Consider the following 24093-nt stretch of genomic DNA (forward strand, 5'->3'; position numbering starts at 1 on the left):
GTGACAGAACCGTCAGACAGAAGGGAACTTGTTTGAAGGCAAATCGTCAAGGGAATGCAGGGAAACGCAAGCTGATTGTGTTGGGCTCGTCGGGTTCGATCGGTGAGAACACGCTAAAGGTTGTGGAGCATTTGAATGCGCACGATCTAGCGGATATTGATGTGGTGGGACTGGCGGTGGGGAGGCGTGTTGATGTACTGATCGAACAAGCGAAGCGATTTGGCGTGAAGCATGTTGCGGTGGGGGATGAGTCCCAGGTTGAGGCGGTGAAGGATGCGCTGCCTGGGATACAGGTTTTTGGTGGGGAGTTTGCGACGAAGGATTTGGTGGAGGCGGTTGAAGCGACGGATCTTGCGGCGGCTGTTGTTGGGTCGGCGGGCTTGCCGGCAACGATGGCGGCGATTGAGCGCGGGATGCGGATCAGCCTAGCGAATAAGGAAACACTGGTTGCGGCAGGTGAGTTGGTTTCGCCGTTGGTGCGGGAGCATGGCGCGGAATTGTTGCCGGTGGATTCGGAACATAGCGCAATTTTTCAATGTTTGCACGATCATCCGAACCGGATGGTCAAACGGATTGTATTAACTGCATCGGGTGGGCCGTTCCGTACGTGGGAAAAGGAAACGATTGAGGCGGCGACGGTTGAGCAAGCGCTTAAGCATCCGACATGGGAGATGGGACAGAAGATCACGATAGATTCGGCGTCGATGATGAATAAGGCGTTAGAAATTATTGAGGCTCACTGGCTGTTTGACTTGCCGGGCGAGCAGATAGATGTGATTGTTCATCCGCAGAGTGTGATTCATAGCTTTGTGGAGTTTGTTGACAATTCGGTGCTGGCTCAATTGGGGCCTCCGGACATGAAGACGCCGATCCAGTATGCCTTGACGTATCCTGAGCGTGGATTGGGCGGTAGTGAGAAGATGGATTGGCGGACGTTGTCACAATTGACGTTTGAAGGGCCGGACGTTGAGCGATTTGGATCGCTGAAACTGGCGTACTCGGTAATCGAGGCTGGGGGAACGGCTGGAGCGATTTTTAACGCGGCGAATGAGGCGGCGGTGGCGGCGTTCTTGGGGAGACAGATCCCGTTTGGCCAGATTACGCGGCTGGTGACTGAGGCGCTGAGTGCGATTGAGTCGAAGCCTGTGGATAGTCTGGAGACGGTGATGGAGGCGGATCAGAAGGCGCGGGCGTATGTTGATCAGCAGATTGGTCAATATGACGCGAATGGGGTTTTGTGAGGAAATGAGTCGGGTTTGAATGTTGGTGGGAGGGATGAGCCGACGAAATAAGGGTGCGATAATTGGGGGATGGTAGAATTTGGAGCGCTGTAAGAGCGAAAGCTTGAGAAGGCGAAATGAGTGAGCATTGCGAGATGCTGGAAATGAAATGATGCGGCGAGAGCTGCTGAGATATATTTGGAGCGATTGAAGCCGATGGCTGTATTCTCTTTTATCAAGTTTCTGATTGGTTTTGGTTTTCTGATATTCGTCCATGAGTTAGGACACTTTCTGGTTGCGAAGTGGGTGGGTATCAAGTGCCCTCAGTTTGCGATTGGATTTGGTACGGCGATGGTGTCGTGGCGTAAAGGGATTGGTTTGAAATTTGGCTCGACTGAGCCGGAGTATGAGAAGCAGATCTTGGCGCGGCTGCTTTCCGAGGGGAAGGTTGAGCCGGGCACGAAATTTGAGGATATCGATAACCAGCTGAAGGATGATGCTGCGGAAGCGATTGGGTTGGGCGAAACCGAGTACAGGCTGAACTATCTGCCGTTAGGCGGGTATGTGAAGATGCTAGGGCAAGAGGATATGGATCCGAAGGCTCGGAGCGTTGACCCAAGGTCGTTTAATAACAAGCCGATCTGGGCGAGAGCTTGCGTGATTTCGGCGGGTGTTGTGATGAATGTTATTTTTGGATTTTTGTTCTTCATTCTGGCGTTCCAAATTGGCGTGAAGTTCCCACCAGCGATTGTTGGTGGTGTGTTGCCGGGGATGCCTGCGGCGACGACGTATGCTGAAGGACATGAGGACGCGGCGGGTTATCAAGGCTTGAAGGCTGGTGACAAGATTGTGTCGGTGGATGGGAAATCGATCAGCGAGATGTCGGATCTGAAGGTGGCAAGTGCGCTGAGTGATGGCGAGACGCCGCTGGTATTGAAGATTGATCGACCCGGTGAGAAAAATGAATTAACTTACAAGATTAAGCCCAAGCCAAACTTTGCGATGGAAGGCTTACTAGGAATCGGAGTGGAAGATCCACGTACGACGACGGTCGGTTCGATTTTGCAGACAAGCTCTGCGTATGAGCAGGGTGTGCGTGCGGATATGGATTTGGTGGCGGTGAATGGGAAGCCGATTGAGAATTATGGGCAGCTTGTTTTGGCGCTCAATGCGTTAAAGGGGCAGCCGGGCGAGTTTGGGTTTAAGAGTGAGGATGGGAAAGAAGTCGTTGCTAAACTGCAAGGATCGCCGCGGCTTGAGTATGGTGGCGACGGGCTGGATCAGAATTTGGCGGGATTGATGCCAGCACTGATGGTGGGTGGGTTTAGTGAGAAAAATAGTGCGTTGAAAGAAGCGAAGGCTGAGGAAGGCGATTTGATCGCGAATGTGGGTGGTGTGGAATGGCCAACGCTGATGATGCTGCAGGCGAAATTGAAAGAGGTGGGTGACAAGCCGGTACAAGTGACGGTGATGCGAGATGGTGATTTGGTGGATCTGGGTGCGATCACGCCTCGGAAGGGCCTATTGGGCTTCCTGCCTGACTTGTATTTAGAGAAACCACTTGTAGCGCAGACATTGCCAAACACACCTGCGGCTGATCTGCAGCTAAGCAGCGGGTCGTCGCTGGTTTCGATTGGGGGACAGAAGGTTGGGAGCTGGGGTGATATTCAAAGGCTCTTGTCTGAGGTGAAGGTTGGCGAGAATGGCGAAGCAAGTGTTGATGTGTCGTTCATGCTGAATGTTGCGGGGCAACCGATTGAGAATAAGCAAATGGTACTTGATACGGCTGCAGCTCGCGGATTAGCGAATGCTGGCTGGCGGATCACGAATCAGATGTTCTTTGACACGCTGATGTTGCCGGTGATTGCGAAGAATCCGATTGAGGCGGGCAAACTGGGGATGGTGAAGACGTGGCAGTTTACGGTGCAGACGTATCAGACGCTGGCTGGTCTGGCGCGAGGGACGGTTGGGATCAGTAATCTGCGTGGGCCGGTGGGGATTCTGGAAGTAGGCACGAAGACGGCATCAAGAGGCTACTCTTGGTTGTTCTTCTTCCTTGGGCTGATCAGTATCAACTTAGCAGTGCTGAACTTCTTGCCGATCCCGATTGTGGACGGCGGGCATATTGTGTTCCTGATTATTGAGAAGATCAAGGGATCACCGGCGAGTCCGGCGGTGCAGATGGCGGCGTTGTACGTTGGCTTGGCACTGATCGGGATGGTGTTTGTGATCGTGACTTATCAGGATATCGTGAGAATTGCCAGCAGCATCTTTTGATGCGTCATTCTGATACATCACCTATACCGATTTTCGGAAGATTTCGCATAACTTGCATATAGTTCGACACTTGGTTCTGAGTGGCTGCTCATGACGTAAAAATGGCGGATGTATGGTGAAATGACAAGTATTGGGCTTTGCAAACAGCACTGGCCATAATATTGATGAAACGAAGGGCTGATACGTATGTTCGCGAGAAAACGTATTGGCCTTTATACTAGACGTTTTAAAGCGTCTTTCGTAATGAAGCCTAGGCTTTGCTGTGGGTTGATTACTTGACATCAGATGATATGACGAGTCAGCGGTATCGAGCTTTTTAGTTCGAATTTTGTGAATCATTACACACCTGACTCTGAGTGTTTAATCCCGTTTAAGGATAGAGGGAATCGATGAGGATTTTGGTACCCATAATTGCAGTCCTGTTGGGCTTGCTGTTCGCGGCAGCGTTTCTTTTCCAAGGCGCTGAAGATGAAGCTTTGGTGCAGGAACAGACTACAGCAATTGAGCAGCGTGAACAGGCAGAGGCGAAGGCTGTTGAGCAAATAAAGCGTGAGGTGGATGAGGTTAAGGCCGAGCCGCAGGTTGAAACGCCAATCGTGACAGAAGTTGCACCGATCGAAGGGTTGAAAGTACGCCAAGCAGCGATCTCTGAATCACAGACACTGGGTTCTGATGACACTAAAAGCGGATACAAACTTAAGGTTGAACTGTATCGCTGGGGTAGCGGCGTCAAGCGATTTACGCTGGCGGATTATGACCGCGTGACGGGGCCAACGGGTGTGCCTTACAGTGTTGAAGGCGAGCTGAAGACAAAAACTGGGCGTGATCAAGAGCTTAATGTGTTCCCATACACAGCGAACTCGATTCGTGTCAATGGGCAGGTGATTGAACTGTTCAATAAGGCTTGGGAATCTTCAGAAGTGAAGATGATCACTGATGGCGAGCAAGTGACATATAGTCTTGTGATTGAGGATGGGGATGGAAATGACGTTGTTGAGGTGGTCAGAACGTACGTGCTGCCGAAGGATAGCTATAGCATTGAGCTGAAACAGCAGGTTGTTAATCTGAGCGGCAAACCGATTGATGTGCAATACGATCAGTATGCTCAAGGTGATGTGATTGATGATGGTGCGGCTTATCTTGGTGATAAGCGTCAGTTTTTGACGGCTTACTTTCCCAAGTCTGATCCATTACGTACACGGATTGTGACATATGACGGAATCCAGGATCGCCGTGCACTGTTGGAAGATTTTAAAAGTGCGGCTCAGAATGGTGATTCATCTCCAGCTGGGATTTGGCCAAACATTGACAATATTGAGTACGGGTCTGTGTTGGCGTGGTTTGCTGCGGAAAACCGATATTTTTCGGTTGTGACGTCTGCAGATGTGTCGAAGGATGTCACGAAGCCAAGTGATGTGACGCCAATTCAAGAAGTATTCCCAGAGATCAAGACGCATGTTGTGCCTTCGTTTAAGCAAGATATGCAGACAGAGCATCCGGGGCGCATTGTGATCTTTGGGATGGAATCTCAGAAAACACAGTTGCAACCGGGTGAGGTTGATGATTTAAGTATTTCGATTTTTGCGGGGCCACGGCTTTCATCACTGTTCAACCAGGCACCTTACGAGGCAATGGCTTTTGATGATATGGTGCGTTATGTGTTGGGCTGCACGTGGTGTACTTTCCAGCCTTTGGCGCGTGCGTTGCTTTGGTTCCTGACAGTGATTCATGCAATCGTGATGGACTGGGGTATCGCGATTATTATCCTCGTACTGATTGTCCGATTGGTGCTTCATCCGATCACGCGTCGCTCGCAAATCAACATGATGAAGATGGGTAAGCAGATGCAGGCAATTCAGCCTGAGATGGAAAAACTGAAAAAGAAATATGCGGATGACAGTAGTAAACTCCAGCCGGAGATGATGAAACTTTATAAAGAGAAACACATCAATCCGTTTAATATGCTGGGCTGTTTGCCGATGTTCTTGCAGATGCCGATCTGGGTGGCATTGTATGCGATGCTTTATTACGCAATCGAATTACGTGGACAGCCCGCGTTTTACAATGTGTTTAACAGCATTAGTCAAATGTTTGGAGGGGATTGGCAGTTCTTGACGAGTTTGTCGAGCCCTGACCGGTTTATCTCGTTGTTTGCAGACCAGAAACCAATTCAGTTGATCTTTATCACACTGGATTATTCTTCGATCAATATTTTGCCTTTGTTGATGGGTGTAGTATTTTTCGTTCAACAGAAATTCACCACTCCGCCAGCAACGACGGATCAAGCACGCCAACAACAGAAGATGATGAAGTTTATGGTGTTGTTGTTCCCACTGTTTTTGTATTCAGCACCGTCAGGTTTAACGCTCTATATTCTTGCGTCGACTTCAGCAGGTATTGTTGATAGTTACTTTGTGCGGAAACATGTGCGTGAGCTTGAAGAACGTGGTGAATTATTTACGCCGCGGAAAACGAAACCTAAAAAATCTGGTGGGTTTATGGATCGCATGCAGAAAGTTCTGGAAGAAAAACAGAAGAAGATGCAGCAACCAGACCAAGGCAATCGTAAGCCACCAAAGCGTAAATAAATGCTGATGTGATATGAGAGAAAGTCACTCAAATCTAAATTCCAATGCCAGTGCTCGCAGTCACCATGCGAGCACTGGTTGTTCATTGAATGATATAGGCAAACTCAATCGCTCTGAAACTATTGTTGCAGTGAGTTCAGCTCCGGGACAATCCGCTAGAGGTTTGGTCAGGCTATCTGGTAATGACGCGGTAAAAATTGCTTTGAAGTTATGCGATTTTGATAGCGAATTGAAAGAACGAACGATATGTGTGGGCAAACTCAAAGACTTGGGTTTTGCGTGTGCAGTTACATTTTTACCGGGGCCAGGCAGCTATACCGGTGATGACACGATCGAAGTGCAATTGCCAAGTCATCCTGCATTGTTGGAATTCATCATGCAGCGCTCGATTGGATTGGGAGCAAGGCTTGCGGAGCCAGGTGAATTTACGTTTCGAGCGTTTGCTTGTGGCAAACTTGATTTGACTCAGGCGGAAGGTATTGCGGCAACAATATCAGCAGCATCGGATGGACAACTGCATGCTGCAGAAATGCTAAAAAATGGCAAGTTGGGTTCCTTTGCATTTGAGATTGTGAACCATCTTTCTATTCAGCTCGCCCTAGTCGAAGCTGGGATTGATTTTGTTGATCAGGAAGATGTTATTCCAATCAAACCGAATCAACTCGAAAGCAATCTCAATAAAATTTGGCATCAATTGCAGGAACTCTTAAAAGCAAGTCGATCTTGGGGTGCGGTTGAATCTATGCCACGCGTTGTGCTAGTTGGTGAGCCTAGTGTGGGTAAGAGCACTCTTTTTAATGCGATGCTTGGTAAACCGCGAGCTGTGATTAGTGCGATGCCAGGCACCACGAGAGATATTCTCGCAGAACCTACAATGATTCATTCATCACTTGAAGTGATGCTGATCGATATTGCGGGTTTGGATCATGTTGACAGTTCGATTGATGAGCACGCACAAGAAGCTGCTCAGCAAGCTATTGATGGAGCGGATCTGGTGCTCTGTGTAAGCGATCCATCCTGTAAGCAATCGTTCTTTGATCATATCGCTCCCCGAACACCTAAGCTCTATGTACAGAATAAAAGCGATTTATTTGAGACTAGTCGCCACACAATTAACAACGATCAAATGATACAGATCAGCGCATTAGAGCATACAGGGCTTGAGCATCTAAGAAAGAAAATCACGGCTCATCTTCGAAATCGCGCGACTAGTGCTCATGCGGAACAGCTAACCTTGCAGCCTCGCCATGAAGCAGCTATTCGGAGTACAATTGCATGCCTTCAAGAAGCGATTGATTTATTAGAAAACCAGATCAATGAATCTAGGATTTTTGATATTGAATTGATCGCAAGCGCAATGAGAGAAGCATTGGATGAAATGGCAGCGTTGGGTGGTGAAATGACACCTGATGATGTCATTGGACACGTATTTTCGAGTTTCTGTGTCGGAAAATAGGTGTATGATGTAAGGCAAAAGTATTTTAATTTGAGATAAGTGATGGCAAAAAAGCATAAAAAGAAACATAAAAACGAAAGTCAAACACGGCGAATTGTCAATCGTCGTGCGTACCATGACTACCATATCAGTGATAAACTGGAATGTGGGATTTCGTTGCAGGGTTCTGAAGTAAAGTCGATTCGTGATGGCCAAGCATCCATCGCAGAGGGTTATGCGACAGTCGATGAAAAAGAATTGCTGCTAAAGCTCGTTAATTGTGAAATATCGAAATATCCTCACGCTGGTGTCCATCAACATGAACCTAAGCGTGTGCGAACTCTTTTAGCACATAAAAAACAGATCAAGCAGTTAGCAAATAAGACACGCGAGAAAGGTGTTACGATTGTGCCTTTGGCGATGTATTTCACAAGTCGCGGCATTGTAAAAATCGAGATTGGATTAGGACGTGGTAAAAGAGCTCATGATAAACGGCATGATATAAAGGAGCGTGATGCTGATCGCTCTATTCGACGCGCCATGACGAAGAGACATTTATAGCAATGTTTCACACGAACCCAAAACAACATATATTTTTTATTGCTTTCACGGAAAGCTTAGCTGCGATTTTTTTAGAACGTGGCTTTTATTTTTATGCGAGTGATGTACTTGCATACTCCTCACTGAACAATCTTTGGTTGGCATTTTGTTTTGGCATCGTGTACGCGATAGGCGCTCTGTTCAGCCATGGTATAACCAAAAAGATTGATGAACGCAGTGTATTATTGATCTCATTCACTGGATTGATCTTTTTTACGATCATGCTCGCATTTACATCAAGCATGCTAGGAATATTCTTGTGTTTTTCGATGATTGGCTTGTTTACAGGGATAAAGTGGCCGGTTGTTGAAGCGTATGTTGGCGCGGGTAACTCGGGCAAGGAGATGTTTAAAACTGTTGGGCATTTTAATATAACATGGGCAGCGGCTGCGCCGATTGCATTGATCCTGACTGGCTTTTTAGTCGGTTCAAGTAGTCCTTTGCTATTTTTCGTAGCGGCAATCGTGACGCATTTTATCTCTATTATTTTTTGCTTGAAGCTTGTAAATAAGCCGCGACAACTTTCTGTTGAAATACACGAGACAACTATCAAGAATCGTGTAGAGCGGTACACATTGTTATTACGGGCTAGTCGCGCATCCATGATACTAAGCTACATCTTACTATTTTTGCTAGCACCATTGCTGCCTAGTGTATTTTTACGATTGGGGTATTCGGTCGAGTTTAGTGCAGGTATGTCAGGCTTTTTAGATATTACACGCGTTGTTTCTTTTGTAATCCTCGGCGGGCTAACAATCTGGCATGGACGCTCATCTCCTCTATTTTTGATGATCATTATATTGCCCGTTGGATTTTTACTTATCTTGATGAGCGATAATCTCATGATGATCATATTGGGTGAAATTCTATTTGGGCTAGCATCAGGGTTAATATATTTTGGTGCATTGTATTATGCATTATCGATAAAAAATGCTGCGGTAGATGCTGGTGGCGCACATGAAAGTATTATTGGGGCTGGATTCGCGATAGGCCCATTAGTTGGCATTATTGGTAGAAATTTATCTTCTAGCAATGATGACAATACCGGCATCATTTTATGCATCATACCAATCATTATTATCTCGACGTGCATCGCAATGTTCTATCTTTATCGTTTGCACAAAATGAATATACGGTAAATGATTACGCATTTTACTTCAAAGAGTACAATGCCTTTAAGGCTCGTTCTCGTGCAATCTTGTGATCAATAATTGGTTTGGGATAATTTATACCCAACTCTACACCTGCTTTTTTCAGAGTGTGCTCTGGGGCATTCCATGGCTGATGAATGAATTTATCTGGCATATTTTTAAGCTCAGGTAACCATGTACGTACGTACTCACCAGCTTTATCAAACTTTTCGCCCTGCGTAATTGGATTGAAAATGCGAAAATATGGGGCGGCATCTGCGCCGCAACCTGCGACCCATTGCCATCCAAGTGTGTTATTTGCATCGTCAGCGTCGAGTAATGTTTCTTCAAACCAATGTGCCCCTTCATGCCAATGGATTAACAGATCTTTGACTAAAAAAGATCCAACAATCATTCGCAATCTGTTATGCATGAAGCCTGTATGCCATAGTTGCCGCATACCTGCATCTACAATTGGATATCCAGTTTTACCAGTCTGCCAAGCTTTGAGTTCTTCCTGATTTTGTTTCCAAGGGAATGCGGAATATTTATCATAGAGAGGTTTATCTAACGTGTGTGGGAAATGCCATAGGATGTAGTATGCAAATTCGCGCCATACCAGTTGCTTTAGATAAGCTTCTACCTCTGAATACTGCTTGGTTTTATTGAACTTTGATACGACTTTTGCCCAGATATACTTTGAACTTATGTCGCCATTGGCTAAGAAAACTGACATTTTTGAGGTAGCATCGACAGATGGGAAATCGCGTTTTTCCGAATAATCTAAGATGGCATTTTTGATAAATATATTCAGTTGCTTCTTAGCCTGCAGTTCACCTGGAGACCAAATTTTGGGCCAATGATCGGACCAATTTTCTTCGGGTAACAAATGGAGTTCATTGATCTTTAAACTTTTTGGCCATCGTGTAATTGGCTTAAGTGATGTGGGAACAGGCTTGATATCCAGTTGCACGATATCATGCAAACATGCTTTCCGATAATGTGTGTAGACCTTATACGGATTGTTCTGCTGATTAAGAATTTGATCTGGCTTAAACAACATATCTGGTGGGTATTGGTTGACTGTAATCTTCTGTTTTTCACATTCGCGTATAAGATTCTGATATTTTTTTATCTTCAATGGATGAAGTGTTTGATGTAGATACAGCTTACTACATCGTACGTCATTAAGAAGATTTAGGAGTTCTTTTGATAAATCACCCTGCCTGATAATTAAGCGAGATTTCTTTTCATGAAGATTCTCATTCAAAGAGATAAGTGAGTAATGGTGCCACCATTTCTTGGCTGACCCCAATCGAATGCTGGGATGATGTACATAAACAGGTATGACCACATCGTGATGCTTACATGCATCGTAAAGTGCATGATGATCATGAATACGGAGTATTTCATCGAACAGAACAACTGCACTATCAATCTTTTCAACCATGACAACTCAACCCATAAAGGCATGTATTTTCAAGTTAATACTACTGCGGCTTGTTCTGTATATCATTTAAACGCCAATCGTATGGAATCCATTGTATTTCTGGCTCTTCGCCATTATTCAGCAAAGTGGCAATCTCAGGTCTATATTGCGCGATGAAATAGAGTATACCTTGAACATTAATCTCGAAATCTGTAGCGTACCATTCATACAACTTGGTAAGCATGACTTTTTTCTGATTTGCGTCATATTGATACCAGCGTTTATGATCGTGAACATATTGAGCTTGAGAATTGAGTTGATCCTCGATCATGGTACTATCATAAACTTCATTACGAAGCGGGGGACAGCTATATGCGGCACATACAAGTGCGAAATGGATGCGGGGCTCATTAAAAACTGGCCGAATCAATGTATGTTCAATTTGATTTAAGCTATATGTATTCGCACCAACTTGCCAGCGAACATCATCCCATCGCCTGTTTTCTGGAATATCAAAAATTGATTGTAACTTACCGTTGTCCCAATATTCCAAGATTAACATGAGCGTAAAAGCGTTATATGCATTGATGTATGTGGCTAACTGATGATCGCGATCTAATGCACTCATATCAATATTTGCCAATGAGGAGATATAATCACGAAGCTTGTCCTGCTCCTCTTGTATCCCCGAGTAATTTATCCAGCCATCTTTGTCGACATTCCCTTCCAATAAATCGTTGTAGCCATCAAGTGCAGATTGATACTGCTCATTAACCTGCAAATCACTCATGGACGACTGATCTCGAACTGACATGGCTTGTGTGCCCACCTGTGTCGCATCTACTGGGTTATAAACAAATAGGCTGGCCGATAATAGGAAAAATGCTATCAATTTTGTCACGCTAGTCATATCAATGCCCTGCCTTTCTACCCATGTCAATACTGTAGATTTAACACCAATCAATACTACGATGTAAATCTTGTTACCTTATCGTACAATATTCATATGAAGGAAAAGAATGAATTTCGACTTGTTAGCGAGAACATCCCACGTGGGGATCAACCTGAGGCTATTAACCAATTGGTAGATGGCATCGAATCTGGCAAAAAATACCAAACCCTCCTTGGGGCAACAGGGACTGGTAAAACATTTACCATGGCTCAGACCATCGCAAGGCTAAACAAACCTGCTTTGGTTATTTCACACAACAAAACGCTAGCAGCGCAGTTGTATGAAGAATTCAAAGAACTTTTCCCCGATAATGCTGTGTCTTATTTTGTGTCTTACTATGACTACTATCAACCCGAAGCATATATTCCACAAAGAGATATCTATATCGAGAAGGATGCTTCTAGGAATGATGATCTTGATCGGTTAAGATTAGCGGCCACGACCAATCTGATCACGCGAAATGATGTGATTATTGTTGCATCCGTCTCATGTATTTATGGACTTGGATCACCTGATGCATATAAGAAATCTGTGATTACATTATCGGTTGGCCAGTTCATTAATCGTCGTGATCTATTGTCTGCGTTGTCTGATTTGCAATATGAACGCACTGATATTGAGCTTGTACGCGGGAAGTATCGTGTGCGTGGTGATGTTATAGAGGTGTACCCTGCTTCTGAGGAATTTGCATACAGGATTGAGTTATTTGGGGATGAGATCGAAGGTATACAGTTCATCAACCCCTTAACTGGCGAGATCTTGGCAGATGAAACATCCGTGTATATTTTCCCAGCTGTGCACTATGTTTTGCCTGAAAATCAACTGATTGATTCAATCGATGGTATTCGAGATGAAATGGTTAAACGTGCCGGCCAGCTACGTACTGAAGGTAAATTGCTCGAAGCACAGCGACTCACTGCACGAACTCAGTATGATTTAGAAATGATGCAAGAAGTTGGGTACTGCTCGGGTGTTGAAAATTATTCAAGACATCTTGATGGTCGGCCAGCGGGAAGCAAGCCATATACACTGTTGGACTATTTTCCCGATGCAATAACTGATCAATTAAATGCTGGGAATACAAATCAAAACGGCGAGAAAGATTGGGTGGTATTTGTCGATGAATCCCATGTTACATTACCTCAGATACGAGCAATGTATAACGGCGATCAAGCACGTAAACGCGTTTTAGTTGATCATGGATTTCGGCTACCATCAGCGATGGATAATAGGCCCTTAAAGTTTGATGAAGTTGAAAATGTCTGGCAACAGGTTATTTTTGTTTCAGCAACGCCCGGCCCTTATGAATTAGAGGAATGCCAGGGCGAGATCGTTGAGCAGATTATTCGCCCCACTGGCTTAGTCGATCCACCCATTGAAGTTCGACCGGCTACTGGTCAAGTGAACGATGTCATTGAGGAAGCTCAAAAGTGTATCAAGAAGGGCCAAAGAGCACTTATTACCGCGTTAACTAAAAGACTGTCAGAAGATTTAGCGTCATTCATGGCTGATCAAGGTATTCGCTGCCGATATTTACATTCTGAAATTGATACATTAGATCGCATACAAATTTTGCGTGAATTACGGGAAGGCGAATTTGATGTATTGATCGGCGTCAATCTATTACGAGAAGGATTGGATCTACCTGAAGTAGCATTTGTTGCGATTCTGGATTCAGATAAAGCCGGATTTTTACGAAGCACAACGAGTATGATTCAACAAATTGGACGTGCTGCACGTAATGTTGATTCTTACGTCGTGTTGTATGCAGATAGCATCACCCCGGCCATGCAGGAAGCTATGGATGAAACGAATCGACGCCGTGAGATACAATTAAAATACAATCAAGATCATGGGATCACGCCAAAAACGATTAAAAAAGCAATTCGAACTGGGATTGAATCAGAACTTCGGGCAAGAAAAATTGCTCGAGAGGCATTGAATACGACAGAACAAGAATATGATCGTACTGAGCGTATACATGAATTAGATGAGCAGATGCTTGAAGCAGCCAAACTTTTAGAGTTTGAAAAGGCTGCAATGCTTCGTGACCGTATTAAAGAAATAAAAGCTGCGCCCGATATGGGAAAATTAATCGAAAAATCTGGTGGCCAAAGAAAAACACAAAAACCCGGAACACCTGGAACCAAAGTAATCAAGAAACGGAAGAAGAAGTCGTCATAACTTCATTTTGATTCTTAATCTCATCAATATTTGATAATTGGCTACTCTGTCTGCCCTCTTGTAGCTCCTGCATATTCTGCCGAATACATCGATAACATTTTGGGATTAAGAAAATCAAAACTGATACCGTCACTATTGGAGGTAACCAATAGGTTCTACCGGGCGTAATATTTTTCAAAATTTCATAATTCAGAGCAATTATCAGTCCCGCAATGATGACAGAAATAACTAAACTCAATTGTTGCTGAGATATCCCAAAGCACATCACCAAAGCAATTACAATAGAGAACATACTAAAAGTATTAATTTCAGTCCGCGGATTGAAAAGCATAATATAACTGATGCACATAATCAGGATAGTACAAGCTGAAACGACGCGACTAAATCTATTCGCAACACTCAAACACAGCAACCATGTAATAAGAGCGAATGAGATACGATGAAAAAGCTGGAGCTCACCGTTAATATGTACACCCCAAGCTTTTAACGCACCAAATACGTCGCTAAACCGACCTTCATTTAACAATTCTGTGGTTGCCGAAACCACGGACTGTAAATAGAATCCATGATATTGATCTATCGTATAGGTCGGCCCGGATTGGAACATTGGTATTGCTAAAAATACGCAAAGACCAATCATAATCCGCCACATAGTTTTCGGATAGATACCCGCAATAAGTAAAATCATAACAATCATTAATGGCTTAATAACCAACCCAATTATTAGCCAAAACACCATGCGACTATATCGCGATTCAATCAAATCACTTACTGACATCAGCATCATCGCAACAAGCATCAAAGTCATTTGACCATTACGTGCGCTATCCAAAATCATTGGAATACATGCAAGCGACATCCAAAGAAACCATCTTCGCTGCGTATAGCGCATAAGAATATCAGTAAATGTATACAAACCTGATGCAAAGCAGAATATTGAGGTAACACGCCAAAGATTTTCACCGATCCACTCCGGAAGTACTGCAAACGGAGAATAGAAAATCGCTGATTGTGGTAAATACAGGAAACCATGCATACTGTAGTCATATAGATCTTGCTGGAGTAACCATCGCAAAGAGCCGTCAATATAAGCACCGGTAACTGTGTGTTGATAGTTACTCCACACACTGACAAGCAGTATGCCAACAGTAACAAGGCACCATATGGCCCAGGTGGCTTTCGTTTCGCATTGTAAATCAATCTTCATCATAAAAAACATACATCCTACAACCTGATGCAAATACGCTGTTAGATTTCATAATCTTTCATATATATAAACTCACCATGCTGCTTCAGCAATCTGATATACCAATCTAAACGGTCAAGCATCATCTCGCCGCAACGTGATGTAACGTACTTTGGCAAATGATACTTTTCAATATCTTCAAACTCCCATGGGTGAAAAAAAATATTGAGATAACCATCACTCTTCAGTACTTGCCGACTGGCGTAATGGATAAGCCATAACGGGAAATTCTTGATCGCTAGCCAAAACAGTGGTATTCGCAATGTAGGTGTCGCAGAAATTGGAATATTCAGCAGATCCTGCTCAATATATGCCGTTCTATTTCCAAAAAAATTGTTATATCGGCCCGGCATCCATATTGGGTTTTCGGATGAGTTATAGCGATACCCGGCTTCAAAAATCATATTTTGAGGCGTATATGCAAATCTTGCACGTCTAAATCCGTATACTTGTTGACCAGAAATCTCTTCTAAAACATCTTTTGATCGCTTAAGATCATCGATTTCAAAACGACTATGCCAATATCCATGGGAAGCAATCTCACAATCTTTAGACATCGTCTTAACAAGACTTTTTTGATGGATAGCAAAGTTAGCTGTCGTAAAGCAAGTTGATTTTATTTGATGTGATTTTAGAAGCTGAAGAATTTTCTGCGTACCTGAAGCTGACACAGAAATTTGCTCTGCTTCGTCAATCGATTGCCCGTACTCGATCGGTATATCGAACTCTTCGACATCGAAACTCAGCATTATTTGCATGCAAATACTTCCCCAAAATACTATTAAGCCTAATCTGCAAAATGGCTTTGAGCATAATAAGAGGCTCTAACCATAAATTCATTTTAGACACTTTGTAAGAATGCGATTTTGAAACACTAGCAGGTATTTCTGCTATTTTATAACCTCTTCGCTTTGCTAGAAATAAAAGCTCAGCATCAAACGCGAATCCGCTCATACGTTGATACTGAAAAACATCAAGAGCAACATCTCGTTTAAAACCTTTCAACCCTGCTTGCGTATCTTTGTAAGGCAATCCCAACACAGCGCGCACAATCAGATTAAACACCTTGCCCATACACTTCCGTCCAAGACTTATATTTCGCTGCCGAAAAGGAATCAATTTCCTAGAACCTATAACGACATCAAAATCTAATAACTTTTTGCGAAGACGAATAATGTGATCCAAAGAATAAGCAAGATCACCATCTGTAAAACAGACATAAGGCGTTCTGCAAGCCAATATAGCACTTTTTACAGCTTCCCCTTTCCCCATGTTTATCGGCTGCTGCAATAATGTAATACGTTCATTAATACCTGCTCGACAGAGGCGGTCCGCAATGATTGATGCAGTCGCATCGTCAGAACCATCATCAACAAATATGAAATAATAGTTGTTGTGCTTCTCAACGAAATCAATAACGCGATTCATGACCGCATTAATTAACCCGGCTTCATTGAAGACCGGCAAGATTACTGAAATTTTTTCCAAAGCTACCTATTACTCCATGCCACATACCCAAGTTTACAAACCATATTATAACAAGATTTTGCATTCTTTTGTAAGTCCGCAAAAGGCATGAGATCTTAGACATATCCCTATATACACACAAATAAAAAGGCGTCTTTAGTTTTCTAAAGACGCCGCTCAAATCTGCTTATATTCTTCCTAGTAAGTATCTCGTAAATGCATTACCCTTAAATATTTCTGCATATCTGAGACACTCACTTTTTCACGCGTATTAAAGAAAACCAAACGCTTTCTATCCGGCAATAATGTAAAGCTGCTATCTTCAAATGAACCCTTCAAAGGCCCCGTATCAAGGTGAACAAAAAATGCAGGATGATCTGCTTTCAGCTCAATTCCAATCTCACCATTACAATCCTTAACGACCGCCTCAACCTTAACCTCTGGCAAATCACATTCCTTAAATTTCGAGAAGAAATGTGTATTCTCATGTATCAACGATCTCTCAACACCGCGGCCATTCTCCTCATATAGCCGCATGTGCAAAAAGCCATCTTGTGGATCATTCAACAATCGTTTGATACCCAAATCAGCAACTTGTAATGATCGATCATCACACTTAATGCCGCCAATCTGTATTTCTTTTGTGATTTGGCATTGCTCATTGCCTTCGAAATCATATACCGTCATCTCTGCAACACAATCAATCTTCCCTGGCGTATCTTTCATCACCCAGATTTCGACATGATCCTCATCTTTTTGGAATGCAGAAATCAGCACAGGTGCAAAAAATCGTTTTGCATGATAATGAAGCTGCTTCCATTTACCGCCATACTCAATACTAGACCATGAAGCCACAGGCCAATTATCGTTCAACTGCCAATATAAAGTCCCCATACATATCGGCTGCATATGTCGCCAGTACTCAACCGCTGTTTTGATTGCCATCGCCTGCTGGACCTGGCTTAAATATAATTGACTCTCGAATGAGATCGGCATCCTAAAATACCGCGTCATCATTTCAATGATCTTGCCATTACCCCCACCCGTTCCATTCCTCTGATGGTGTTCTAAAACTGGAGACGTAACATTCCATTGATCTTTATCAGCATATGTTTCGACCACACTCATCGAATTTAGAGACTGATATCCAAATTCGGAACAGAAACGTGGCACGACACGATAATATTCTTCAAACGACTTACCCTCATGCCATACATTCCAAAAGTGCATATCCCCGCAACTATCATCATGCCATGCATCTCCAAAATCATCTGGTCCATTGCATGGCGAACTTGGCCAAAACAACCTTGTATCATCACAAGCCTCAATTGTTCTACGAAGTACACGATTTAATCGATCATATTGAACAAGAAACAAATCACGTTTCCCTTCTTCAAGATCGAAAATACCATTGAGAAACCCGATGAGCTCATTGTCGCCGCACCATAGGACAATACTTGCATAATCACGAAGACGTTTGATCTGGTATTCAGCTTCTTCTTCAATTTCAGCTAAAAACTCATCACTTGCTGGATACAATGAGCACGAAAACATCATGTCTTGCCATACCAACAATCCTAATTCATCACATTTTTCGTAAAAAAGATCGTGTTCATATTGACCTCCACCCCAGACACGAATCATATTCATGTTCGCTGCAACAGCATCCTCAAGCAGATCCGTATAAACATTGTCTGTATGACGTCCCGGCATTGCATCAACAGGAATCCAGTTCGCCCCTTTGCAGAAAATATCACAATCATTGACTCGCAAAGTCATACTTCTGCCAATGTGATCCTTGCGTAAAGCCCAATCAACCTTCCGTAGCCCAATTTTTTTATCAACACGATCATCACCCGCGGATACAGATAATTCATACAACGGCTGATGACCATAGCCTGCAGGCCACCATAATTTTGGATTATCAATAACAATCGTGGTTTCGATCACATTCAGCCCCACCGATAGATCTGCTGCTACATTGATTTGCTTTTCATCCAACTCAAAACAAATAACACGACTAGCATCAATTTCACTTTCAATCTCTACCTGAACAGTTACGTGACATTGATTCGCTTGGTGTTCTTGCGAGGTATATACATGCTCAATACGGAAGCCGTCATTTGCGCGTAAACTGATATCACCATAGATACCCAATACCATCAAACAGATGCCCCAATCCCAACCCCCATGACATTGAACCTTACGAACCATATTCAAATGCGGAATCTTATTGTTCCCTTTTGCCCAAGGAATCTCGTACAGCATTTCTCCCGCTTTATCCAGCGCAACCTGTTCAGCAGAATCGATACGAATACGTATATCATTCTCGCCTAACACCAAAGCATCCTTAATATCGACACGATACCGCTTGAACATATTTGAAGTGCTCAGCACGTTCTTGCCATTGACATAAACCGTGGCAAAAGTATCAACCCAATCAATATTTAAATATACAGATTGGCGATTGAATAAATCTTTTTCAACCTTGAATTTGCGTTCAAAGAACCAAGCCCTTTTCCCGATCCATTGTGCTTCATTTTCCGCAAGTCCAAAATATGGGTCTTTGATTTCCCCAGCTTCTAACAGTGCTGAATGAAGATCACCAGGAAGCATTGCTTTCACATCAACGCTGCCTTGATCATCCCTTACCTGCCATGACCCAGACAAATCAACCATCGATAACTCATTCTCAACTACTGACATACCCGACTCCTAAATCATATCAACCAACGATAGCTTACATCCCGGTAAACTATTGCTCTAAATAAAATATCATACTATATTGATTTTTCTTCCATATATATGACGATTTATTAAAATTATTTGATATTATGCCGAAAAACGCCCCGCCTGTCCCTGTTTTGAACCGCAAAGATCACTTCCCAGTCCCTTGGGACACATATCTCGTGGATCGTCGTACAACACGTAAGCCATGGGCTTTCTTCGAGCATACGCACAAAGGGTTCTGTGAATTCCTTTACCCCGTCAGCGGCTTGATAACCAATACCATCAATGGGATCGCTGTAAACCAGAAACCGGGCGATCTAATCCTCATCCGAGAACAAGACACCCATCATCTCAAAGGCTCAAACTTCACTTACTTCAACATTAATTTTGATTTAGCTGACCTACTCGAATTTTGCTCATCGTTAAAAATCGATCCCTACAGCAACGTCAGACTCAGATCAATACTTGTGGGCACAAACGTCTGTCATTATAAAGTGACTGATGAGCAGCATATCAATCTAACACACTCATTGAATGCTCTATTTGAACATCAACAAACACCATTAGGCAATATGATGTTTCAGAAATTTCTACTCAGTATCATGGTCGATTTTATCATCGCACCAACTAAACAGTCTGTTGCAAGCAACAATGCACCACTTTGGCTTAATGATTTACTAAATCACATTGCAGATAATATTGATCTTAATCTTGTAGTAAATGATCTACCAGAAATTTGTGATCGAACACACGAACACATTTCGAGAGTTTTCAAAAAGCATCTTTCATGTACACCTTCACAATACCTAAATAACCTACGCTTAGAAAAAGCAGCCAGGCTACTCGTTCATTCGAATCAACCAATACTAGATATTGCATACACTGTTGGTTTTAATAACCTAAATTATTTCTACAAGTTATTCAGCGATAAATATCTTCTAACACCTATGAAATACCGCAAAAAGAACACTCATATTACCTAAAAATCAGCTAACCTAACCATTACCGATCTGTAGATTATCTACAAAATAGTACGGTTTATTTCTCATTGTTTCAGTTGCCAATTTCCACATCATTGATGCATCTATTAGCAACGACGGCGCGCCCATAATCTTTGATCGATTACACATACAATCATCCAATAGATCATCAAGCCGATCATATCGTTGAATGTATCCACTTTGTGTATGCCCATGCCTCCAACAAGTGATAGCTTCAGGAATACGATTATCGTCAATAGCGCAAGATCCAAGACGGTTTCCAAGCCGAATTCGGTATTCGATTTGATGCGAAAACAAATAACTGGGTCTGGCTAACTCCTCTACTCCATGCATGCTTGTATTTGGCCCTAAACCGCATCCAAGCATTAACAATTTCCCGCCCACCTCACATAATCTAGCATACGGAGAATTTACCCCACACGGTGTATCATCTAAATGGTGTCCGTTAAGCATCTGGCATGCGCCATCTCCCCACCCGCAAACACTATGCGTCGGATGCACGCTCCTAACAACTCCTGGCATACTACGGAAACACTCGCTGATTGCCCCGACACAACTTGGTGTTTGCGACACGTCAAAAAGTCGCTGTCCTTCGTGACATGTTTCATAACTCAATGCAGGAAGCAATAATGCACCTTTAGCACCAATAATGCTCTGTAACACCTTGATCACAGTTTCTATCCCCTTTTGCTCACCTGGTAACCCCAAGGATCGATACGAGCTATGCATGAGCACAGTGTCGCCTTTGCAGACCCCCAGATCACGGAACCCAATATCCATTTTTTTAGCTGCATCCATCATCAATACATCATACCTTTACACTGTGATCTCGCTACAATATCGGTGCAAATACACGACTACCCAAACTAAGCATGAATAAAAACAATCAACAATTCAGTCCTTATAAGATCGCGACATTAATTGATCTGCAAACTCAATATCAGCAGGATCGCAATTTATCAGATGACGTGAAACTTAAAAGAGACATGCGCATCGCGCCACGACTCAATAATCGTCAGCATATCGATCGAATACAACTCTGGCTATCGAATGCGATGACTCAATCATCACACACAAATAAACTTATCGCACTAAGCTCAATACTCCTGATTATATTAGGCCTCATCATTGGTATCTTGATCTCTAAATCTGCCTATTACTACAATGGATCAACACCGATCAATGTGATGATCCCAATTGCTATCTTTGTTTTCGTACAACTAGGCTTATCATTTCTCACCGTTATCGCAATGCTACCATCAGCATTCACCAGAAAGCTTCCCCTTGCCACATCACTTCAAGATTCAATTCTTGCAATCAATCCAGGCAATCTCATACTCATTTTCAAAAAAATACTTCCCAGCCATCTAACAGAGAATATCCTCAATCAATTCATGTCAACCAAACTCATCTACGCGAACCTGCAAAAATGGACAATCTTACGCTTCGCTCAATCTTTCTCACTCGCCATTAATATCGCAGCCATTACCACGTTTGTTGTTACAGTAATCTTTTCTGATCTTGCATTTTCATGGTCAACAACACTGAACCTCAATCAGCAAACAATCCAAACCGTAACGCAGATACTCGCATTACCTTTCGCATTTCTTCCCGACCTCACACCGAATAACCATCTCATACAAACAACGCAATACTTTCGAGGAAACCCAAGCGATTTTGACCCGATCTTAGCCAGAAACTGGTGGCCATTCCTTCTCGCATGCATGATTACCTATGGCTTTTTACCTCGTCTTGTTCTATACATTATCGCGGCTCAAATTCAACGACGCACGATTAAAAGCACAATACTCAACCTTCCCGACACAACACTTCTCCTTACACGATTAGATCATCTACAACAATCTCCTCAAAACTCATACGCCAAAAGTGCTAACATAAGCAGCTCAAACGATTCGCCTATAAACAAAGATTATTTGCCTCAAAATTACAATCTACTCATCATTGATCACGCTCCCATACCATCCGAATTTCACCTCACCCCTCACCGCAAAGCTCATTTCGGTGGCACGCAATCAATTGAAGAAGACTCCCATGCAATCAAGTTATTCACCAGCAATTTAGCACCCGAAAACCATTTACTTATTCTCTCAAAACTATGGGAACCTCCCACACTTGAAACACTCAATCTTTTACAGACAGTTCGAGATTACTGTTCACCAACCACGCCCATTCACCTTCTCCTCACACCCAAAGATGACAACGGGAATATCGTCACATCTCATAACAATCACATGACCCACTGGAAAAACAAGATAAATTCATTGCACGACCCTCATATCTTCTTCCACAACACCAATCTCATGGAGGATAATGCCCAATGAATGCCTCCCCACAAAAACAACCAGTAACCCCCCACCTCGTAATCGTCGGCCACCCAAACCAAGGCAAATCTTCAATCGTCTCAACTCTGCTGCAAGATACCACGATTCAAATCTCCGACATCCCCGGCACAACAATCGCCGCCCACACATACCCCGTTAATATTGACGGATTTCACTATCTCAACCTCACCGACACCCCCGGCTTCGAAAACCCGAGAAAAACACTCCACCTCCTTCAACAATCCAACGCCCCCACACACAAGCGCATTGATGCAATACAACAGTTTATCGACACACACCACGCAGACACTCAGTACGCCAATGAGTGCAACATCCTAAAACCAATACTACAAGGTGCTGGCATCCTATATATCGTTGACGGATCTAAACCTTACGCTCCTAACTACGAAGCCGAAATCGAAATACTACGATGGACGGGCCGCCCCCGGCTCGCTCTTATCAATCCCATCGAATCAAACAATTACATCAACGATTGGGAAAAGGCCCTCGCCCAGTCATTCTCAACCACTCTCATTTTTAATGCGTGCAAATCCGAATTCCAAAAACACATCCAACTGCTCCGTACGTTTGCAACCATCGAGCCCAAATGGGAAGAACCACTTCAAATAGCAGCGAACGCAAAAACCAATCAAAGACAAACTCGACAAAATAAAACCGCTTCGCTTATAGCCGAGACATTAGCCAATATGCTACTCGCCAAAACGACGCGCACGATCTCAAAAGACAATGATATCACGACAAATCAAACTGAACTCAAAAAGCAATTACTCAAAAAAATCCGTCAGCTTGAATTTCAATACCGTGATGAAATCAAATCTCTTTATAATCTCTCACCCATTCATATCAGTGACAACAATCAGCTCCAGCTACCTGATGCATTAGCGAGCGATTTGTTCACTCAAAAAACAAGCACACTCTTCGGCCTCAGCAAAATGCAACTCATCTCTGCCTCTGCGGGAACTGGCGCGATCACTGGTGGCATCATTGATGCACACACAGGCGGAACCTCATTCTTCCTAGGCACAACCATCGGCACGCTCGTCGGCGCCGGAATCGGACTCTATACGAACGACAATATTGAAAAACTTGACCTACCTTTAGATACCCAACTCAAACACAACACAACAACACTTACCGCTGGCCCTATCAAAAACATTAACTTCCCCCACATCATTATTTCAAGACTCATCTATTTCCATCGCATCATTGCAACAACCAACCACGCAAATCGTAACCCCATCAACCTCAATACAGACCGTAATCTAAACATCACAGGCAACCGTAGAAGCCAAATCAACAAATTAAGCTCGCAACTACAAAAATCGACTGGCATGCAAAAACATCATGCAATTCTTGAAAAGCTAACCATTCTTATCAGTGATTTGATAAATCAACTTGAATCTCAATCGATAAACTAATCTCAACCATTAAATATCATTTTACTTCTCGCACATCTCAAAAGAACATAAGA

17 protein-coding genes are annotated in these 24093 nt (G+C 43.3%); 10 read left to right on the forward strand and 7 right to left on the reverse strand.

Features of this window, described 5'->3' with window-relative positions:
- Positions 1–32 precede the first annotated feature (32 nt).
- From dxr to KS4_RS10640, 6 genes are all read left to right on the forward strand, one after another.
- The gene (gene dxr / locus KS4_RS10615) at positions 33–1241 is read left to right on the forward strand and encodes a 1-deoxy-D-xylulose-5-phosphate reductoisomerase (RefSeq protein ID WP_145077792.1); all 1209 of its coding nucleotides are present in this window, start codon (positions 33–35) and stop codon (positions 1239–1241) included.
- Between the two features lie 195 nt (positions 1242–1436).
- Positions 1437–3497 (forward strand): site-2 protease family protein, encoded by a 2061-nt coding sequence (locus KS4_RS10620; RefSeq protein WP_145077794.1) that lies wholly within the window; start codon positions 1437–1439, stop codon positions 3495–3497.
- Positions 3498–3886: 389 nt separating this feature from the next.
- Positions 3887–6085 (forward strand): YidC/Oxa1 family insertase periplasmic-domain containing protein, encoded by a 2199-nt coding sequence (locus KS4_RS10625; RefSeq protein WP_145077796.1) that lies wholly within the window; start codon positions 3887–3889, stop codon positions 6083–6085.
- Between the two features lie 13 nt (positions 6086–6098).
- Positions 6099–7541 (forward strand): tRNA modification GTPase, encoded by a 1443-nt coding sequence (locus tag KS4_RS10630; RefSeq protein ID WP_145077797.1) that lies wholly within the window; start codon positions 6099–6101, stop codon positions 7539–7541.
- 42 nt (positions 7542–7583) lie between these two features.
- Complete coding sequence (gene smpB, locus KS4_RS10635) at positions 7584–8081, forward strand: SsrA-binding protein SmpB (protein ID WP_145077799.1); 498 nt, start codon at positions 7584–7586, stop codon at positions 8079–8081.
- Positions 8082–8083: 2 nt separating this feature from the next.
- On the forward strand, positions 8084–9259 hold the full coding sequence (locus tag KS4_RS10640) for an MFS transporter (protein ID WP_145077801.1): 1176 nt from the start codon (positions 8084–8086) through the stop codon (positions 9257–9259).
- Between the two features lie 13 nt (positions 9260–9272).
- On the opposite strand, the gene KS4_RS10645 is transcribed toward KS4_RS10640, so the two are convergent.
- Positions 9273–10700, reverse strand: a complete 1428-nt coding sequence (locus KS4_RS10645; protein WP_145077803.1) for a cryptochrome/photolyase family protein — start codon at positions 10698–10700, stop codon at positions 9273–9275.
- Positions 10701–10740: 40 nt separating this feature from the next.
- Positions 10741–11589 (reverse strand): DUF547 domain-containing protein, encoded by an 849-nt coding sequence (locus KS4_RS10650; protein WP_145077805.1) that lies wholly within the window; start codon positions 11587–11589, stop codon positions 10741–10743.
- A 96-nt stretch (positions 11590–11685) separates the two neighbouring features.
- On the opposite strand from KS4_RS10650, the gene uvrB reads away from it, so the two are divergent.
- On the forward strand, positions 11686–13815 hold the full coding sequence (gene uvrB / locus KS4_RS10655) for an excinuclease ABC subunit UvrB (protein WP_145077808.1): 2130 nt from the start codon (positions 11686–11688) through the stop codon (positions 13813–13815).
- Here the strand turns inward: uvrB and KS4_RS10660 are convergent.
- The 4 genes from KS4_RS10660 to KS4_RS10675 form a co-directional block, all read right to left on the reverse strand.
- Positions 13787–15025 carry a glycosyltransferase family 87 protein gene (locus KS4_RS10660; protein WP_200761164.1) on the reverse strand — a complete coding sequence of 413 codons (1239 nt, stop codon included), beginning with the start codon at positions 15023–15025 and terminating at the stop codon, positions 13787–13789. The genes uvrB and KS4_RS10660 overlap by 29 nt on opposite strands.
- A gap of 38 nt (positions 15026–15063) precedes the next feature.
- Positions 15064–15819: a polysaccharide deacetylase family protein gene (locus KS4_RS10665; protein ID WP_145077812.1), complete on the reverse strand. Its 756-nt coding sequence runs from the start codon at positions 15817–15819 to the stop codon at positions 15064–15066.
- Entirely contained in the window at positions 15752–16549 is a 798-nt protein-coding gene (locus KS4_RS10670; protein ID WP_145077814.1) for a glycosyltransferase, read from the reverse strand. The genes KS4_RS10665 and KS4_RS10670 overlap by 68 nt, the downstream gene beginning before the upstream one ends.
- A 177-nt stretch (positions 16550–16726) precedes the next feature.
- Positions 16727–19234, reverse strand: coding sequence for a beta-mannosidase (locus KS4_RS10675; protein WP_145077816.1), 2508 nt, complete (start codon positions 19232–19234; stop codon positions 16727–16729).
- Positions 19235–19437: 203 nt separating this feature from the next.
- Between KS4_RS10675 and KS4_RS10680 the strand changes: the two genes are divergently transcribed.
- Positions 19438–20241 carry an AraC family transcriptional regulator gene (locus KS4_RS10680; protein ID WP_200761166.1) on the forward strand — a complete coding sequence of 268 codons (804 nt, stop codon included), beginning with the start codon at positions 19438–19440 and terminating at the stop codon, positions 20239–20241.
- A 12-nt stretch (positions 20242–20253) separates the two neighbouring features.
- Here the strand turns inward: KS4_RS10680 and KS4_RS10685 are convergent, their stop codons facing one another.
- Complete coding sequence (locus KS4_RS10685) at positions 20254–21060, reverse strand: AAC(3) family N-acetyltransferase (RefSeq protein WP_145077820.1); 807 nt, start codon at positions 21058–21060, stop codon at positions 20254–20256.
- Between the two features lie 167 nt (positions 21061–21227).
- Here KS4_RS10685 and KS4_RS10690 point away from each other — a divergent pair, with 167 nt between their 5' ends.
- Together KS4_RS10690 and KS4_RS10695 are read left to right on the forward strand one after the other, a co-directional pair.
- Positions 21228–22601: a DUF2868 domain-containing protein gene (locus KS4_RS10690; protein ID WP_234698791.1), complete on the forward strand. Its 1374-nt coding sequence runs from the start codon at positions 21228–21230 to the stop codon at positions 22599–22601.
- Complete coding sequence (locus KS4_RS10695) at positions 22598–24040, forward strand: GTPase/DUF3482 domain-containing protein (protein WP_145077824.1); 1443 nt, start codon at positions 22598–22600, stop codon at positions 24038–24040. Before KS4_RS10690 ends, KS4_RS10695 begins: the two co-directional genes overlap by 4 nt.
- Positions 24041–24093 lie beyond the last annotated feature (53 nt).

Source organism: Poriferisphaera corsica, from assembly GCF_007747445.1.
GTDB lineage: Bacteria > Planctomycetota > Phycisphaerae > Phycisphaerales > Phycisphaeraceae > Poriferisphaera > Poriferisphaera corsica.

Coding starts and splice junctions, on each gene's coding strand:
- KS4_RS10620 (WP_145077794.1), top strand. CDS start 1,437: ATGGCTGTATTCTCTTTTATCAAGTTTCTGATTGGTTTTGGTTTTCTG.
- KS4_RS10625 (WP_145077796.1), top strand. CDS start 3,887: ATGAGGATTTTGGTACCCATAATTGCAGTCCTGTTGGGCTTGCTGTTC.
- KS4_RS10630 (WP_145077797.1), top strand. CDS start 6,099: ATGAGAGAAAGTCACTCAAATCTAAATTCCAATGCCAGTGCTCGCAGT.
- smpB (WP_145077799.1), top strand. CDS start 7,584: ATGGCAAAAAAGCATAAAAAGAAACATAAAAACGAAAGTCAAACACGG.
- KS4_RS10640 (WP_145077801.1), top strand. CDS start 8,084: ATGTTTCACACGAACCCAAAACAACATATATTTTTTATTGCTTTCACG.
- KS4_RS10645 (WP_145077803.1), bottom strand. CDS start 10,700: ATGGTTGAAAAGATTGATAGTGCAGTTGTTCTGTTCGATGAAATACTC.
- KS4_RS10650 (WP_145077805.1), bottom strand. CDS start 11,589: ATGACTAGCGTGACAAAATTGATAGCATTTTTCCTATTATCGGCCAGC.
- uvrB (WP_145077808.1), top strand. CDS start 11,686: ATGAAGGAAAAGAATGAATTTCGACTTGTTAGCGAGAACATCCCACGT.
- KS4_RS10660 (WP_200761164.1), bottom strand. CDS start 15,025: ATGATGAAGATTGATTTACAATGCGAAACGAAAGCCACCTGGGCCATA.
- KS4_RS10665 (WP_145077812.1), bottom strand. CDS start 15,819: ATGCAAATAATGCTGAGTTTCGATGTCGAAGAGTTCGATATACCGATC.
- KS4_RS10675 (WP_145077816.1), bottom strand. CDS start 19,234: ATGTCAGTAGTTGAGAATGAGTTATCGATGGTTGATTTGTCTGGGTCA.
- KS4_RS10685 (WP_145077820.1), bottom strand. CDS start 21,060: ATGATGGATGCAGCTAAAAAAATGGATATTGGGTTCCGTGATCTGGGG.
- KS4_RS10695 (WP_145077824.1), top strand. CDS start 22,598: ATGAATGCCTCCCCACAAAAACAACCAGTAACCCCCCACCTCGTAATC.